At 45.4% G+C, this 15,416-nt stretch carries 13 protein-coding genes; 9 read left to right on the plus strand and 4 right to left on the minus strand.

What is annotated here, in order from left to right; all coding sequences use genetic code 11:
• Positions 1 to 19 precede the first annotated feature (19 nt).
• Entirely contained in the window at positions 20 to 580 is a 561-nt protein-coding gene (locus AC08OG_RS01675; RefSeq protein WP_482929945.1) for a hypothetical protein, read from the plus strand.
• 81 nt (positions 581 to 661) lie between these two features.
• Positions 662 to 1,096, plus strand: a complete 435-nt coding sequence (locus AC08OG_RS01680) for a hypothetical protein (RefSeq protein ID WP_292354480.1) — start codon at positions 662 to 664, stop codon at positions 1,094 to 1,096.
• Here AC08OG_RS01680 and AC08OG_RS01685 read toward each other — a convergent pair.
• Together AC08OG_RS01685 and AC08OG_RS01690 are read right to left on the minus strand one after the other, a co-directional pair.
• On the minus strand, positions 1,093 to 1,833 hold the full coding sequence (locus AC08OG_RS01685; protein ID WP_292354482.1) for a hypothetical protein: 741 nt from the start codon (positions 1,831 to 1,833) through the stop codon (positions 1,093 to 1,095). The two genes, AC08OG_RS01680 and AC08OG_RS01685, sit on opposite strands and share 4 nt — an antisense overlap.
• An 83-nt stretch (positions 1,834 to 1,916) precedes the next feature.
• Complete coding sequence (locus tag AC08OG_RS01690) at positions 1,917 to 2,900, minus strand: hypothetical protein (RefSeq protein ID WP_292354484.1); 984 nt, start codon at positions 2,898 to 2,900, stop codon at positions 1,917 to 1,919.
• Positions 2,901 to 3,086: 186 nt separating this feature from the next.
• Between AC08OG_RS01690 and mscL the strand changes: the two genes are divergently transcribed.
• Both mscL and AC08OG_RS01700 read left to right on the plus strand, forming a co-directional pair.
• A complete protein-coding gene (gene mscL, locus AC08OG_RS01695) occupies positions 3,087 to 3,488 on the plus strand; it encodes a large-conductance mechanosensitive channel protein MscL (RefSeq protein WP_292403791.1) in 402 nt (133 codons plus the stop codon).
• Between the two features lie 54 nt (positions 3,489 to 3,542).
• Positions 3,543 to 4,157, plus strand: a complete 615-nt coding sequence (locus tag AC08OG_RS01700; RefSeq protein WP_292354488.1) for a hypothetical protein — start codon at positions 3,543 to 3,545, stop codon at positions 4,155 to 4,157.
• Here AC08OG_RS01700 and AC08OG_RS01705 read toward each other — a convergent pair.
• The gene (locus AC08OG_RS01705; protein ID WP_482929946.1) at positions 4,135 to 5,085 is read right to left on the minus strand and encodes a LysR family transcriptional regulator; all 951 of its coding nucleotides are present in this window, start codon (positions 5,083 to 5,085) and stop codon (positions 4,135 to 4,137) included. The genes AC08OG_RS01700 and AC08OG_RS01705 overlap by 23 nt on opposite strands.
• A gap of 243 nt (positions 5,086 to 5,328) precedes the next feature.
• Here AC08OG_RS01705 and AC08OG_RS01710 point away from each other — a divergent pair, with 243 nt between their 5' ends.
• The 5 genes from AC08OG_RS01710 to AC08OG_RS01730 all read left to right on the plus strand — a co-directional run bounded on the left by AC08OG_RS01710 (position 5,329) and on the right by AC08OG_RS01730 (position 11,051).
• Positions 5,329 to 6,747 carry a form I ribulose bisphosphate carboxylase large subunit gene (locus AC08OG_RS01710; RefSeq protein WP_292354492.1) on the plus strand — a complete coding sequence of 473 codons (1,419 nt, stop codon included), beginning with the start codon at positions 5,329 to 5,331 and terminating at the stop codon, positions 6,745 to 6,747.
• 69 nt (positions 6,748 to 6,816) lie between these two features.
• On the plus strand, positions 6,817 to 7,173 hold the full coding sequence (locus AC08OG_RS01715) for a ribulose bisphosphate carboxylase small subunit (RefSeq protein ID WP_014705744.1): 357 nt from the start codon (positions 6,817 to 6,819) through the stop codon (positions 7,171 to 7,173).
• A gap of 96 nt (positions 7,174 to 7,269) precedes the next feature.
• Positions 7,270 to 8,082: a CbbQ/NirQ/NorQ/GpvN family protein gene (locus AC08OG_RS01720; RefSeq protein WP_292354496.1), complete on the plus strand. Its 813-nt coding sequence runs from the start codon at positions 7,270 to 7,272 to the stop codon at positions 8,080 to 8,082.
• A 39-nt stretch (positions 8,083 to 8,121) separates the two neighbouring features.
• Entirely contained in the window at positions 8,122 to 10,464 is a 2,343-nt protein-coding gene (locus AC08OG_RS01725) for a nitric oxide reductase activation protein NorD (RefSeq protein WP_482929947.1), read from the plus strand.
• Between the two features lie 275 nt (positions 10,465 to 10,739).
• Positions 10,740 to 11,051: a hypothetical protein gene (locus AC08OG_RS01730; protein ID WP_482929948.1), complete on the plus strand. Its 312-nt coding sequence runs from the start codon at positions 10,740 to 10,742 to the stop codon at positions 11,049 to 11,051.
• A gap of 119 nt (positions 11,052 to 11,170) precedes the next feature.
• On the opposite strand, the gene AC08OG_RS01735 is transcribed toward AC08OG_RS01730, so the two are convergent.
• Entirely contained in the window at positions 11,171 to 15,232 is a 4,062-nt protein-coding gene (locus AC08OG_RS01735; protein ID WP_482929949.1) for an EAL domain-containing protein, read from the minus strand.
• Positions 15,233 to 15,416 lie beyond the last annotated feature (184 nt).

Below are 15,416 nucleotides of genomic sequence, written 5' to 3' on the forward strand. Positions count from 1 at the left end.
CTATTCAGGGAGCAACCAAATGAAACTAACATTAATGGTCCTGGCGGTGCAACGTGTGGGGTTCTTTTTAATTATTTCAGTCGCCATTATTGGCGTCACCGGGTGTAATGATGATGTTCAGCAAACGTCTCAGGTTGAAGAACAGCAACCATCCTATGCCATTGTCAAACCGGTCCCGCAAAATCTACAGCAAGGAATGCCAGAGGCCAAACCAGTAGAAATGCTATCAGTTGCCGATCCCACCCCGCCGGAACAATGGTTGCTCTCACTTTATCAAGCTAAACCAGATGCTGATAACACACGTGATAACAACTATTACCAGAAACTTCTCTTTTCTATTAAGCCATATGTACATGAGCAACCCCGGGTGATCGCCAATCGTACTGTACAGACCACACGGCAATTACAGGAAATGGGGATTGAGGCAAATGAAGATCAGATTCTGGAGGATTTTGCTGATCAATTTCAAACCGTGAACGGCCGGTATGTGTATGGCGAGTTATGTGCCAATTACAGTAATTTAAGACAGCAGAATTTAACGCATCAACAGGCAATGCAGAAATTGTTTGAATTGCTTTAGGGCTTGTTCAGCTCTCATCTTCGCCTCTGTTATGAGCTGAGAGATAAACAGACTCTAGTACAAAAGCACCGGAGCAGAGATATGCAAGAGCTAATCAATGATTTGATGATATGGGCAGTAACTTTAACCAGCTTTGAGCAGCCGATTAAGTTGCCAACAGTTGAGGCCGTTAGTCATCAGCAGCTGCTGCAGACATTATGTGATGATCAATTCTGTACCGCCGTTGCCTATTACGATACCGAGACTCGGACAATTTTCTATGATGAGCGAATGGAGTTGCAGCAGGACCAAAGTGCCCGGGGTTTTATAGTGCATGAAATGGTACATTATCTTCAGGATATTAATGGCGAACTGGTAATCGATGAAATGCGTTGTGAACAGCGCATTGAAAAAGAGCAACAAGCCTATCGAGTACAGCAATTCTTTCTGCGCGAGCATCGACAACCGACTTATCAGATTGATCTGGCTATGGCAGTGTTAGCCAATGTCTGTAAAAATGCGAATGTCAGTCCTTAGTTAATCGGCAAATCAATATATTCGTCGTTAAGTTGCTTTGTTTCGATCATGATGCTTTTAACCGAAGTGACCATCACATCTTCTGGGTGCTCACAGTCTGCCTGAAATTCTTCAAGTTCAATTTTATCTACAGCATCGTTATTAATACTGATCCGAAATGTGCTGAGCAGGCTGTCTTCACGCAATGTTGCACAATTGTCATAAGCAAGTGGCATAGTGCCTAATAAAACAGTTTCCCTCGCAGGCAACGAAATAATACGTAGAGTTGTTTCATTGCTACCACCCATTCCAAAGCTACTAACCAATGCCAGTTCATCCAGTTGGTCATGATTAATATCAGCGACAGAAAATAAATGATGCGTGCCACCGGCAAACACAATATTACGAACAAGCTGATTATCTTCGATAATGGCGAGTCCCATATTGCTGCAACAACGTGGCCATCGACTGAGCAAATACAATACTGCTGACTGTCGACTCTCGGACCGGGTAAAGTTTCCCTGGCTGCTTGCCATAATCCGAAAATCTTCCTGATAAACGGTGTTCTGTTTTAGCCAGTATGACCTCGCCAGATTGGCCGCCTGCAAAATTGCCGGATGGGTTAACCAAGTGCTCTGATCTTCGCTTTTCAATGGCTGGCGACCATCAATAATAATATGCATATTGTCAGTTTGTTGAGCAAAACAGACATGTGTCGTACTAAGGCAGAGCAAAAAGACTAATGAATAATGTTTCATTACTCAGCATCTCCCAACAAAACTAATGTGTTATGGCTTGACACATCAACTGTTTATTTCTGACTGATTTCAGATCTTGAATATTACCCCGGTTTTTTGGTTTCGACATCCACATCATCAAAGCTGACGATAGGCTCTTTACGAGTGGTTTTTTTGGATGTTTCAGCAACATTTTCCGGCGAAGTAACGACAGGTTCTTTTCGCTCAGTTCTATTTTGTTGCACCGGGACAGAAACCTCATCCATCACTACCGGATCCTTGCGAACTGTGTTGTGTCTTGCCGCTTCAATACCCGTTTTCATTCCTTTAGGCAGCTGATCGAAGAATAGCGGATCCAGTCTGCCATTAATGTAACTCAGTGGTTGTGAATGTTTTTGTTGCTGACAATAACGAATCACCCCAATCAGGACTTGTCGTACTGCTTCAATATCATCAATGCTACCGCGGTTATCTTCTGCAAAGTAAGCGGCCATAAAGCTGAAGCGGTTATCAATGGCAAATGGCAATATCTGGCGCCATAAGCTATAAATATCTTCAACTTTGATGATTTCTCCGGCAACGGCCCGGTCCAGGCGACGGAACCAGAGCAATATTTCATCAAGCAAACTGGCGGTCAGCAAATCTTGCTGATCTGTAATCGTGATCAGCCGATCTCCCATATGCCATGATGTTTCAACTGTTTGTGGGACATGCCAGCGTACTTCCGGCGTCAATGCCAGTGAGAATTCATAGACCAGTTTGGCGTCAAAATTTGATCTGTTGTTTAACCATACCGAGGGTTGATTGCTGATAGTCAGAAATTGGGTTTCAAGGTCCTGCAATAAGCGTTGACGTTCAAGTTCTTTATTGGCGGTTGTAGCGGGATTTGCACGTCGTTTCAAAATCCATAAAACAAAGATTGCGATCAGCAAAGCTCCAGCAAGCGTGAGCAAAATGGTCGAAAAATATAATGCCAATTCTGAGGACAATTGCGCCAGTTGTTCGGCCGTTAATGAGGTTGTATCGTCAGAGTTCGCAACATTGTCGATAATCTCTTCAATACGTTTTTGAAAAAAACCAATAGCCATATATTAAGCCTTATAACTTTATCGAGTGACGAAGTAAGTGTCAGTGGAAAAATCGCATTCCTTCTATTGTCCGCTAATTTTTACCGACAAATAATTATTTATGTCATATATTCTAAACTGCTGATATAAAAGCCGTAAAAAACTGTTTTATCGGGAAATTTATTAAAGTCAAAAAGGAGAGCAGATATGAGCATGGTACAAGAATTTAAGAAATTTGCGATGCGTGGCAATGTGATAGATATGGCCGTCGGTATTATCATTGGTGTCGCTTTTGGCAAAATTGTTTCCTCATTTGTAGCTGATGTGATTATGCCCCCACTGGGCTTGTTACTGGGGGGAGTGGATTTCAAGGATCTGGCAATAGTGCTTAAAGAAGCGGTTGGTGAAACGCCGGCAGTGGTTATCGCTTATGGACAGTTTATTCAAACCATTGTTGATTTTGTGATTATTGCCTTTGTGATTTTTTTGGTGATTAAAGCAATGAACTCACTGAAAGCAAAAGAAGAGGCTGCTCCTGAAGCTCCACCAGCGCCAACTAAAGAAGAAATTCTGTTAACGGAAATTCGTGATCTGCTCAAAGAAAAATAAGCTTTCCAAAAAACACCGGAAATCTTTTGATTTTCGGTTTTTTAGTCATTTTGCATGATGTTATTGCTTGCCAGGTTTGCTGTAAGTCTTCTTGCTGGTTTATTACTTGGAGGGATATTTTTTTATGGCTATTTGGCTGGTCTAATCGGTAGTCCTTCGCATTATGCAAATTGGTTGGTTCCGCTTTTTTTCTATGCGGGCATTTTATTATGCCTTGCCGGCGTTATCTTCACGCTAGTCGAGAAGCTGGATTGGACTCGCAGAGCATTTGCTGCTGCAATCGTGTTGGTGGTGATATTTGCAGGATATCTGCTTTTGATTGAGCCAAAGCTGCAACAGCTGGAGCAGCAAGCTCAAATCAAAACGATGCAGCATTTATATCAACAACATTCTCTGCAGCGGCTGGACTGCGATGATAAATTCCAGGTACACCTGAGTAGAATCCAACAGCGTCCGGCTGAGGTGGTGCTCTTTCAGAAAGGCAATTTTTCGCAACCCGTTCAATACCTCGCGGGGTGGGATAAATCTGCATCAATGAATAACTGTCGATTTATCGAGAACACTTATTCTCTTGGCACTCAGAGGAGCTTTCTCAGCCGATGCCGGAATCAACAGCAAGCTTCGGTGGCGGACTTGATTGCCCAGGCTAAACGTCTGGGTTGTCAGTAAGAAGAGACAGGTTATCTGTTAGTAAATGCTCGATTTCCTGTTCACCTTCCTGTTGCAGATACTCCAGAAATGTTTTTGCGGCAAGTGATAGTCTTTTGCCTTGCCGATGCACAGCATACCAGCGCCGTCTTAATGGAAAGTTCTCTACATCCAAGACCACCAGTTTTTTTGCTGCCAGCTCTAACCGCAGGCTATGTAGTGATAATACTGCCAGTCCCAAACCCGCCATCACGCCGTGCTTGATTTCATCCGCTCCACCTAATTCCATATACGGTGAGACTTTTAAACCGCTTTTGGCAAATAATTCTTCCACCGCTTTGCGTGTGCCCGAACCTGGTTCGCGGCCAACCAGTCGTTGTTCAGAGATAGTTTTTAATGAAATATTTTTTTGTTTGGCCAATGGATGGTCAGGCCGGGCGACGATCACCAGAACATTTTCTAAAAACGGGTACTCAACCACTGGCAGGTCTTCTGGTACCTGACCCATGACATAAAGATGATCTTCATTGGCATCGAGACGTTCGAGTAGTCTGGCTCGATTAGTTACCTGTAGCCTCGGTTCAACTTTGGGATAGCGCGCAATAAAATTGCCCAAAAGATAGGGTAGAAAATATTTGGCAGAACTGACCACAACAAGGTTTACCGGACCAGCAACCTCACCATGTAAATCAGCTAATGCGGCGTCCAGATCGGCAAGACGTTGTAAAACATCTCGGCAGGCATCATAGAGTTCATTACCTGCGACAGTAAGATGTAACTGCCGCCCAACGCTTTCAAATAAAGGCATACCGACTGATTCTTCCAGTTTTTTCATTTGGATCGACACGGCAGGTTGGGTTAAATGTTTTTCTTCTGCCGCACGGGTAATGCTCTTCAGGCGTGCAACCGCTTCGAATAGGCGTAACTGTTGTAATGAGGCATGTAACATATATAACTTTAATTTATGACAAGGATAAAAACTATTAACTTGTTTTAATAGGTCAAGTCAACTATTTTTACCTCAGACATGAAATAGTCGCTGGGTTACATTTGGATAAAATTCGTTTTCACAGCCACCATGGCTGGAGACAAAATTTGTCCATCTCAAGATAACTATGAGATATACAGGCTCTGACTAACCCAAAGTAACAGTTTGATTAATCTGCTTGCGCATATACCTGGAGAGAGCACCATGGCAAAAACTTATCAAGCGGGTGTAAAAGAGTATCGCGAAACATACTGGATGCCCGATTACACTCCAAAAGACACCGATTTTCTGGCCTGTTTCAAGGTTATTCCTCAAGAGGGTGTGCCACGTGAAGAAGCGGCTGCTGCGGTAGCGGCGGAATCATCAACTGGTACCTGGACCACAGTTTGGACCGATTTGCTGACGGACCTGGATTATTACAAAGGCCGTGCTTACGCTATTGAAGATGTTCCCGGCAACGATGAAGCGTTCTATGCCTTTATCGCTTATCCGATCGATTTATTTGAAGAAGGTTCAGTCGTTAACGTGCTGACTTCTCTGGTGGGTAACGTTTTCGGTTTTAAAGCCGTACGTTCTTTGCGTCTGGAAGACGTGCGGATTCCTGTTGCGTACGTAATGACTTGTGGTGGACCTCCTCATGGTATCCAGGTTGAACGTGACATCATGAACAAATATGGTCGCCCATTACTGGGCTGCACCATCAAGCCAAAACTGGGTCTGTCTGCAAAAAACTACGGTCGTGCTGTATATGAATGTTTGCGTGGCGGTCTGGATTTCACCAAAGATGATGAAAACGTTAACTCACAGCCATTTATGCGCTGGAGACAACGTTTTGATTTCGTTATGGAAGCCATCGACAAAGCCGAAATCGAAACGGGCGAACGTAAAGGCCACTATCTGAACGTCACAGCGCCAACCCCTGAAGAAATGTACAAACGTGCCGAGTATGCCAAAGAACTGGGTGCACCAATCATCATGCATGACTATCTGACGGGCGGTTTCACCGCTAATACCGGTCTGGCCAACTGGTGTCGTGATAACGGCATGTTGCTGCACATTCACCGGGCAATGCATGCGGTACTGGATCGTAATCCGAACCATGGTATTCATTTCCGCGTTTTGACCAAAATGTTGCGTTTGTCAGGTGGTGATCATCTGCATTCAGGCACTGTGGTCGGTAAATTGGAAGGCGATCGGGCTGCAACACTGGGCTGGATCGATATCATGCGTGATTCTTATATCAAAGAAGATCGCAGTCGCGGCATCATGTTTGATCAGGATTGGGCTTCCATGCCTGGCGTCATGCCGGTCGCTTCCGGCGGTATTCACGTATGGCATATGCCTGCACTGGTCAGCATCTTTGGTGATGATTCGGTATTGCAGTTTGGTGGTGGTACTTTGGGTCATCCATGGGGTAATGCGGCGGGTGCAGCTGCCAACCGCGTGGCTTTGGAAGCATGCGTAGAAGCACGTAACCACGGCAGAGAGTTGGAAAAAGAAGGTAAAGAAATCCTGACCGCCGCTGCTGAACACAGTCCAGAGTTGAAAGTGGCGATGGAAACCTGGAAAGAAATCAAATTCGAATTCGACACTGTCGACAAATTAGACGTTGCACATAAGTAAGTGATGTTGGTCGGTGCTGTTGACCATCGTTAACTGATATCGAATTCGCCATTATTTGAGGAAATGACAATGAGTGAAATGCAAGATTACGCTTCAAGCCTGGCCGATACTTCAAGCCGCAAGTTTGAAACCTTCTCGTATTTACCTGAAATGGATGCTGCACGTATCCGTAAACAGGTTGAATACATCGTCAGCAAGGGCTGGAACCCTGCAGTAGAGCACACTGAACCAGAAAATGCGTTTGGTCACTACTGGTATATGTGGAAGCTGCCTTTATTCGGTGAAACCGATGTGGATCGCATTCTGGCTGAAGCCGAAGCCTGCCACAAAGCACATCCGAAAAACCATGTCCGCTTGGTGGGTTATGATAACTATGCTCAATCCAAAGGCGCAGAAATGGTCGTGTTCCGCGGTCAGTCGGTATAACATCAAATCGAATAAGTCCCTGACCGCAGCGTCAGGGACTTATTCAAGCAAACTTGTACAAAAAGTCTTCCCCTTGAATACCCTGAGGTTACTGCGATGAGCGAGAAAATTGCTGAACAGTATAAAGTCAAAACAGAACCTTTTTACCGTCCGGTCAGTAACGAAGTGGAACTGTATCAAGCCGCTTACGCGCGACGCATGCCGGTAATGCTGAAAGGTCCGACAGGCTGCGGTAAGTCGCGTTTTGTCGAATATATGGCCTGGAAGCTAGGTCGCCCGCTGATCACAGTTGCCTGTAATGAAGATATGACCGCCTCAGACCTGGTGGGGCGTTTTCTGCTCGATAAAGATGGCACCAAATGGCAGGATGGACCCTTGACCACTGCAGCACGTATTGGTGCAATCTGTTATCTGGATGAAGTGGTGGAAGCACGTCAGGATACAACCGTTGTTATCCATCCGTTAACCGATCACCGTCGTAGTCTGCCGCTGGATAAAAAAGGTGAACTGGTCGAAGCCCATAAAGATTTTCAACTGGTGATTTCCTATAACCCCGGTTATCAAAGTTTGATGAAAGATCTCAAGCAATCCACCAAACAACGTTTCGGGGCAATGAATTTTGATTATCCTGATGCCGAGTTGGAAGCCGAAATTGTCACCAGGGAAACCGGTGTCGATGCCGAGATAGCCAAAAAACTGGTACAGATTGCCCATCGGGCACGCAACCTGAAAGGCCATGGCCTGGATGAAGGTATATCCACACGATTGTTGGTCTATGCAGGGCAAATGATTGCAGAAGGGGTTGAACCTTTGGCTGCCTGCCAGATGACATTAGTCACGCCATTGACCGATGATCCGGATATGCGTGAAACGCTGGAAGCCGCTGTTCATACCTTCTTTGTTAGTTGATAAAGGCCGACCCGGTCTCTCCGGTCTGGATATCACATCATGAGCGTCAATCTAGACGATTACCGCGAACAGCTTGAAAAGATAGCGCCGGAACTGGTGCATACGCTGGACAGTACTTTCCAGGATGCAGCCAGAATCATGTCGCCAGCTGGTTTGCAGGAATATATGGAAGGTGCCAAAGGCCTGGCAGAGCTGGGACGGGGTAAAGAACTGGTGGTTGCCTTTCTGGAAGATATTCCGCAAGTGGTCAAGGAATGTGGCGAGGACGTAATACGCGATTGCATCAATGCGGCAATGAAATTATCGTCAATGACCTCGGGTGAGGTTATTGCGCTGATGATTCATAGTCTACCAACTGCTGCCAGACGGTTGGGCGACCCGGAGTTATTACGCGGGTATTTGAGCCTGATTCATCAACTGTCTGCCAAAGCTTCCCGTGGCTTAAGGCCAATGCTCGGCATTATTGATGAATTATTATCCAAACTCACCTTGTCCGGTTTACGCCGCTGGGCTAATTTTGGAGCCGAAGCCTACCGGCGCGACTTGAATAACCTGGTCAAATATTTTGCTCTGGAAACCGCTGACAGCAAGAAGATGCTGCAGAAGGAACGCCGCGGCACGCTGTTTATTGATACCCAACGCAAACTGAATTTCTATCTGCGGGCATTATGGGGCAGGGATTTCTTTCTGCGTCCTACAGCGGCGGATTATGAAGGTTTCAAACCTTATATCGAACTTTTTGTCATGCATTTGCCGGATGCTGTTGACGATCTTGAGGGTATCACTGGTCTGGAGCTCTACCGAGCCCAGGCCGCCCATCTGGCAGCACACATTCAATATACCCGAGCACCGATTTCGGCCGAACAACTCAGTCCGGCGCAAATGTTTTTTATCGGACTGCTGGAAGACGCACGGGTTGAGTATCTGGCGATACAGGATTTCCCCGGTTTGCAGAAACTCTGGGGCAGCTTGTTAAATATCGAACAAAGTCAGGATGTTGAGCATAAGGGGCTGCTAAAACTCGAACAATTTGCCCGCAGCCTGCATGATGCATCGATTAAAAACAACGATGACCCATTAAATGCCTTGGCGGAAAGATTCCATCAAAATATTGCTGAGCAAGCAGAAAATAACCAGTTCAGCTGGGATATGGGGATGGAATTATTTCATCTGTTTGCCGAACAGCGCGAGGTACCCAGTTTACGAATATTAGAATCTATTCGTTTACCTTATCGCGACGATAATCGTTTTGTCTGGGAGTTTGAAGAATTCGATTTCCTGAGGCACGGAGCGGAATATATTCCAGCGAGCCAGCGACAGATACGTAAATATGTCAGTGCCGTTGAAATGGCCAATGAAGTGGATTGTGAGTTGGCTGGCGATGATGCTCAGGAAATCTGGGTGTGTTCCACCAAGTTCATGCCGTATGAAGATGCCGGTGAGGCAACGGTCAGCTTTAATGAGATGTGGGGTAAAGATCCCGTCTCAGAACCCTATCATTATCAGGAATGGGATTATCAGGTGCAGCTGTATCGTCCCGACTGGAGCACGGTATATGAGTATCGTCCCAAAAAAGGCGATCCAGATGACATCGATAATATTCTGAAAGAATACAAACCGGTGGCACATCGTATCCGGCAGATCATCGACTTATTGTCTCCGGCCGGAGTACAACGGCTTCGCAATATGGAAGATGGTGATGAGATTGATATCAATGCTGCAGTTGATGCGATGATTGCCATCCGTATGGGCGAGCAACCCAACACACGTATCACCATGCGCAATGTGATAAAAAATCGGGATTTAGCCGTGACAGTGTTACTGGATTTATCGGAATCAACCAATGATGTTATCGAAGGCAGTCATAAGACGGTTCTGGATTTAACCCGCGAAGCAGCCACCTTAGTTGCTACGGCCATCAATGGCATCGGTGATCCATTTGCTTTACATGGCTTTGCTTCGGATGGCCGACATGATGTGCAATACTTCCGCTTTAAAGATTTCAATCAGCCCTTTGATGATGAATCAAAAGCTCGATTGGCTGGAATGAAAGGTGGTTTATCAACCAGGATGGGTGCGGCAATGCGCCATGCCGCTCAACAGTTATTAAAACAGCCGGAACGTCGCAAGCTATTATTGCTAGTCACCGATGGTGAACCTTCGGATATAGATGAGCGCGATCCTCAGCATTTACGACATGACACCCGCAAAGCGGTGGATGAATTATGGAGCCGTGGTGTGATGACTTATTGTCTGACGCTGGATGCTAATGCTGATAGTTACGTTAAACGAATTTTTGGTGAAAATAACTACACCATTGTTGACCATGTGGATCGGTTGCCTGAAAAACTGCCCACTTTATTTGCCAGCCTGACCCGTTAGGGCTTGTTGATCTTTCATCTCCGCCTCTGTTGTGAGCTGAAAAAGCGTCAATCAAGGCACGAGGAGCGCTTTTTAGTTGTTATAAATAAGTGACGAGCAACGAAGAGTGGCGTTTTTTCAGTCACAACCCAAAGGGCTGGGGCTATTTTTCCGCCCTACGGCGTTGGAAATGACTTATGTAGAACAACTACATCGCATCATTTCCGTCTTGTAGGACGAAAAAATAGCCACCAGCAGTGGTGGATATGAAAGATCAACAAGCCCTAGGAATAATCATGAAAGATCAAAAACGTTACGTTGGTATTGATAAAGAAATAAATGGTGGCATGACCGACACCGGGAAAATCATCCGTGATGCCTGGGTATTTGGTTTAATACCGGAGACCGAAACCTGTGAAGGCTGGGTAGTCCAACGACTTGAAGATCTGTGGCGCAAGGTTAATCTGGAATGGGAAAAATATGGTTTCAGGGTGGCAAACCTGCCACCGGAGATGCAACAGAAATTTATGCGTATTCACGATGCGGCAATTAATCAAGCCAAACAATCTGGGTGGGATGCCGAACGGGATCTTATCGACGAAGTCTGATGGTCTTGTATTTATACCCGATATCATAAGATTCCAGTTTTGGAAATGAGATCTGGAAAATCTGACTTAAATCTTAAAATCCACCAATAGCTAAATGTGACAATTACGCAGTATCACCACTATGATGGGGTCGCAAGCATCTGCTTAATTTCAGCATATAACGTTTGTAAATCTTCTACACCCTTACGAGCTAACGCGATTTCATTTTCTTCGAATTGATTTCGTAACCCGGCAGCGGCATGAAATAATTCGTAATAGGCTAATTTGAGTCGATCCAGCCATAATTGATTAAATAGCTCTTCCTGCTTACCCTGCTCCAGCCAGTGCGTAAAATGGCTGCGTTTGGGGTTCATTAATGGCCAGCTGCTAATTTGAGCAGGACTGCTGTGCAGATTATCAATTACTCGCTGTAACCACTGCTCGCCCTGCATTTGCATTAATGCCAGCAGGCGCTGTTGGGGGGATAAGGTATTATGTGCATGATTCAGCCAGCGTGATTCCGGCTGGTAATCCTCCATCCACAGGCCTAATTCATCTGCTGGCATTGGTTGGGCAATGACATATCCCTGTGCCATATCGCAACCGATAGTCATCAGCATCAAACCATGTTCAATGCTTTCTACCCCTTCGGCGATAACCTGGTGTTGAAATGCATGACTTAACCCAATAACGCCTTCCACTATGGTGAAATCATTGGGATCATCCATGATGTCGCGGACAAAACTCTGGTCAATTTTAATCACATCAACCGGCAAATGCCGCAAATGGCTTAATGATGAGTATCCGGTGCCAAAATCATCTAGTGCGATTCTTACCCCTAGGCCTTCACGGCAGGTACTTATAATCGCTGAAATATTCTGGATATCTGTTAACACGCTGCTTTCAAGCACTTCCAGCTGCAAATATTCGGCTGGCAAGTCCGGATATTTGGCCAATAACCGATCAAGATGGTCAAAAAATCCTGGCCATTGCAGATGATGCGCGGAAATATTCACGCTGATTTCAATGACTCTGTTTTGCTGATGAAAATTTTGTAACTGTTTTAACGTCTGATCAATGACCCAGTTGCCAATACGGATTTCCAGCTCAGTGCCCGCCATTGAACTTAAAAAAGCTGCTGGCTCCAGGATACCTTGCTGAGGATGGTTCCAGCGAAGCAGCGCTTCCGCGCCATGAATGCGCCCATTACGCATATTAATTTTCGGCTGGTAATACAGGCAAAACTGATTTTTGTTAAAGGCTTGATGTAAATTGTCCAACTGGCTTTGCTTAAGCAGAATTTGCTTGTCATGCACAGCATCAAAAATTGAGTAGCGATTTCGGCCTGTCTGTTTTGATTGATACATGGCCTGATCAGCATGACGCAGCAACGTATCTGCATCGGACTGATCCAGTGGATAGAGTGTTACCCCCATACTGGCCCCTAACTGGATGATATCGCCATCAATTCGATAAGGCAGTTGAATGGTGCGTAACAGTCTGCTGACCAATCGTTCGCAGTGTTCTACCGAACTGATGTCATTGAGCAAAATAGCAAATTCATCTCCACCCAGTCGTGATGCGGTGTCATCCAGACGAATACAGGCTTTTATTCGCTGGGCCACCTCAATCAGTACTTGATCGCCGATTTCATGACCATAGTTATCATTGACCGGTTTGAATCCATCCAGATCCAGAAAAATGACTCCCAGCAGACTATGTTGACGAATACTGTGTGCAATAGCCTGCTGGAATCGATCTGCAAATAATGTGCGGTTGGGCAGCTGGGTGAGCATGTCATAATGCGCCATCATTTCCAGCGCCTGCTGTTGTTCCTTAATTTCAGTTATATCGGAAAATAAGCCCAGATAATGCAAGGTATCGCCTTGATCATCCATCAAGGTGGAAATGGTTAACAACTCAGCTAATAATTCGCCATTTTTGCGACGATTCCAGATCTCTCCCTGCCAGTAGCCTTTCTCAATAAGGCTTTGCCAAATCTCCCGATAAAATGACTCGGGATGTTTACCTGATTTGAGGATTGATGGCTGTTGATTAATGACTTCATCACGACTGTAACCGGTGATATCACAAAATGCCGGATTCACATCGACAATACGACCATCCGGTTTGGTGATCAGAATGCCTTCATGTGCCTGGTTAAATACCCGGCCTGATAATTTGAGCTTTTCCTCAGCGAGCTTACGTTCGCTAATATCGTAAAAAATGGTGATAAAGACATCGGCCTGACCATCATTAATTGCGGTGCTGGAAATTATCACTTGTTTGGCTTGTTGTTGCTGGGTCATCACTTTCACTTCAACCGCCTCACCACGATAGGGCAGTGGATGCTGCTCTGCCTGAGCTACAAAAGTCTCCCAAGCCAGTTTGCTGCGTTGACGATAGTTTGGATCGGGATAGGCTTTTTCCAGCCAGACCTTATGGCTGGGTAAGTCTTCCAGGTTATAGCCAAAGCTATCAACAAAGGCTTTGTTGAGATATTGAATCCTGCCTTTGCCGTCACTTAACATGTGCGGAATAGGAGAGGCATTAACAATACTGCGTAATTTGGATTCGTTTCGCGCTAATACCTGACCCGACTGTTTCAGTCTGAACACCCAGAATACAAACAGCAGAATAATCACGGCTATCGTCAGCAGTATTTTGAGCAGGGTTGACTGCGAAACGCCATTATTGATGGTTAGCCCCATCCAGGTCTGCTCAATTCGCTGACGTTCATCAGCTGATATATTGCTTAATACCTTGTTAATGATGGATTGCAGCTGAGGATGAGAAGGGTTTATCCCCATCCTGTATGCATTATATTGCTGAGTTTGTCCGGAAAATTGCAAGTTAATCAGGTTGGCTTGTTTGATGGCATAGTTGGCATATGCAGCATCTCCCACATAAGCATCGGCTTCGCCGGTACTGACCTTTTTTAAAGCTTCGAGTGTGGTTTCAGTGAATATAAGTTTTATATCAGGATGATTCCGGGCCAGATTTTCCTGAACATGGTAACTTTTTTCCACTGCGACAGTTTTGCCTCTCAGATTGTCCAGGTGACCGATATAGCCGAAGCGATTCGCATTGACGATGACCACTGGATTAGTGATATACGGCTGACTGAATAATAAATACTCTGAACGTTCGGGACTCATGTGCAAACAGGAAAGCATATCCAGCTCACCCCGTTGTGCCATTGCGAGAATTTCATGCCAGGGTTTATCGTCTATGATGTCAAATTCCACGCCAAGCTTGGCCTGTAATAGCTGAATATATTCAGCTGCCAGGCCTTGATAATTCCCTTTGCTGTTAATCCATTCGTAAGGTGCAAAATCCCGATCAATGCCGAGTTTGATGACAGGGTTATCCTCCAGCCATGATTGTTCTTCTGGGGTCAGTCGCAATGCAGCATTGGATTGATATATAAAGCCCTCTAATTGGGCCTCGGAGAGTGGTGGTGCAATATTCAGCCGTTCATATATCTGAGCACTGCGGCGAAGACGAGCCGGATCCAATTGGCCCAAAGGAATCAGGTCAGGCAATATCAGTTTCTGAATTTCTCTGGCTTCATGTTGTAGCTGTTCGCGACTGGCCTGGCTGTCATACTGATTGATTATCACATCAATAATTTCTTCAGGATTTTCCAGTGCGTAGCGCCAGCCTTTTAACGAAGCCCGTCGAAACCGCTCAGCGCGACCTGGATTATTGCGAAGCTCTCTATCCCCGGTAAACAAAATGTCACCATAAAAATCAAAACCATAGCTTTGGGGATTAATGATATTGACCTTAACGCCCAGCTGTTCCAATGTGAAAAGCTGATCAGTTCGATAAATTGAGATTGCATCAACCCGGTCATTAATAAAACTATCAAGTTGCAGATCCTGCGGGATGAGTTTGTAATCCTGTGGGGAAATACCGGCATCAGCAAACATAGCGAGGAAAACAGCATCGTTGCCGGCCGAATCGTCAAACATGATGCGTTTATCAAGCATTTCATACGGGCTGACAATGCCAGACTGGGTTTTGCTGACCAGCACTAATGCATCATGCTGAAAAATGGCAGCCAAGGCTCTAATGGGTGAGCCAGCAGCATATTCTGCCAGTAGTCCGATACCACCAATGCCATAATCTGCACGGCCACTGGTGACTTCATTGATAACATTAATACCGGGTTGGCGTTCTCGCAGCGTAACCTGCAAATCTTCCTGTTGGAAATAACCTTGCTGAATAGCGGCGTAATAACCGGCAAACTGAAATTGATGTCGCCATTTAAGTTGCAGCGTAACAGATTCCGTCGATGCAGCCTTGGCCTGGCCAAATAGACATACAAGCAGAATAAACAGCAGAAAAAAGTAAACCTGTGAGGTATAACGTGCATGGGAT

The sequence above is a fragment of the Methylophaga sp. F7 genome, assembly GCF_056863975.1.

What these genes read in the sequence shown, in the direction of transcription:
- AC08OG_RS01675 (WP_482929945.1), top strand. Translation starts at nt 20, where the DNA reads ATGAAACTAACATTAATGGTCCTGGCGGTGCAACGTGTGGGGTTCTTT.
- AC08OG_RS01680 (WP_292354480.1), top strand. Translation starts at nt 662, where the DNA reads ATGCAAGAGCTAATCAATGATTTGATGATATGGGCAGTAACTTTAACC.
- AC08OG_RS01685 (WP_292354482.1), bottom strand. Translation starts at nt 1,833, where the DNA reads ATGAAACATTATTCATTAGTCTTTTTGCTCTGCCTTAGTACGACACAT.
- AC08OG_RS01690 (WP_292354484.1), bottom strand. Translation starts at nt 2,900, where the DNA reads ATGGCTATTGGTTTTTTTCAAAAACGTATTGAAGAGATTATCGACAAT.
- mscL (WP_292403791.1), top strand. Translation starts at nt 3,087, where the DNA reads ATGAGCATGGTACAAGAATTTAAGAAATTTGCGATGCGTGGCAATGTG.
- AC08OG_RS01700 (WP_292354488.1), top strand. Translation starts at nt 3,543, where the DNA reads ATGATGTTATTGCTTGCCAGGTTTGCTGTAAGTCTTCTTGCTGGTTTA.
- AC08OG_RS01705 (WP_482929946.1), bottom strand. Translation starts at nt 5,085, where the DNA reads ATGTTACATGCCTCATTACAACAGTTACGCCTATTCGAAGCGGTTGCA.
- AC08OG_RS01710 (WP_292354492.1), top strand. Translation starts at nt 5,329, where the DNA reads ATGGCAAAAACTTATCAAGCGGGTGTAAAAGAGTATCGCGAAACATAC.
- AC08OG_RS01715 (WP_014705744.1), top strand. Translation starts at nt 6,817, where the DNA reads ATGAGTGAAATGCAAGATTACGCTTCAAGCCTGGCCGATACTTCAAGC.
- AC08OG_RS01720 (WP_292354496.1), top strand. Translation starts at nt 7,270, where the DNA reads ATGAGCGAGAAAATTGCTGAACAGTATAAAGTCAAAACAGAACCTTTT.
- AC08OG_RS01725 (WP_482929947.1), top strand. Translation starts at nt 8,122, where the DNA reads ATGAGCGTCAATCTAGACGATTACCGCGAACAGCTTGAAAAGATAGCG.
- AC08OG_RS01730 (WP_482929948.1), top strand. Translation starts at nt 10,740, where the DNA reads ATGAAAGATCAAAAACGTTACGTTGGTATTGATAAAGAAATAAATGGT.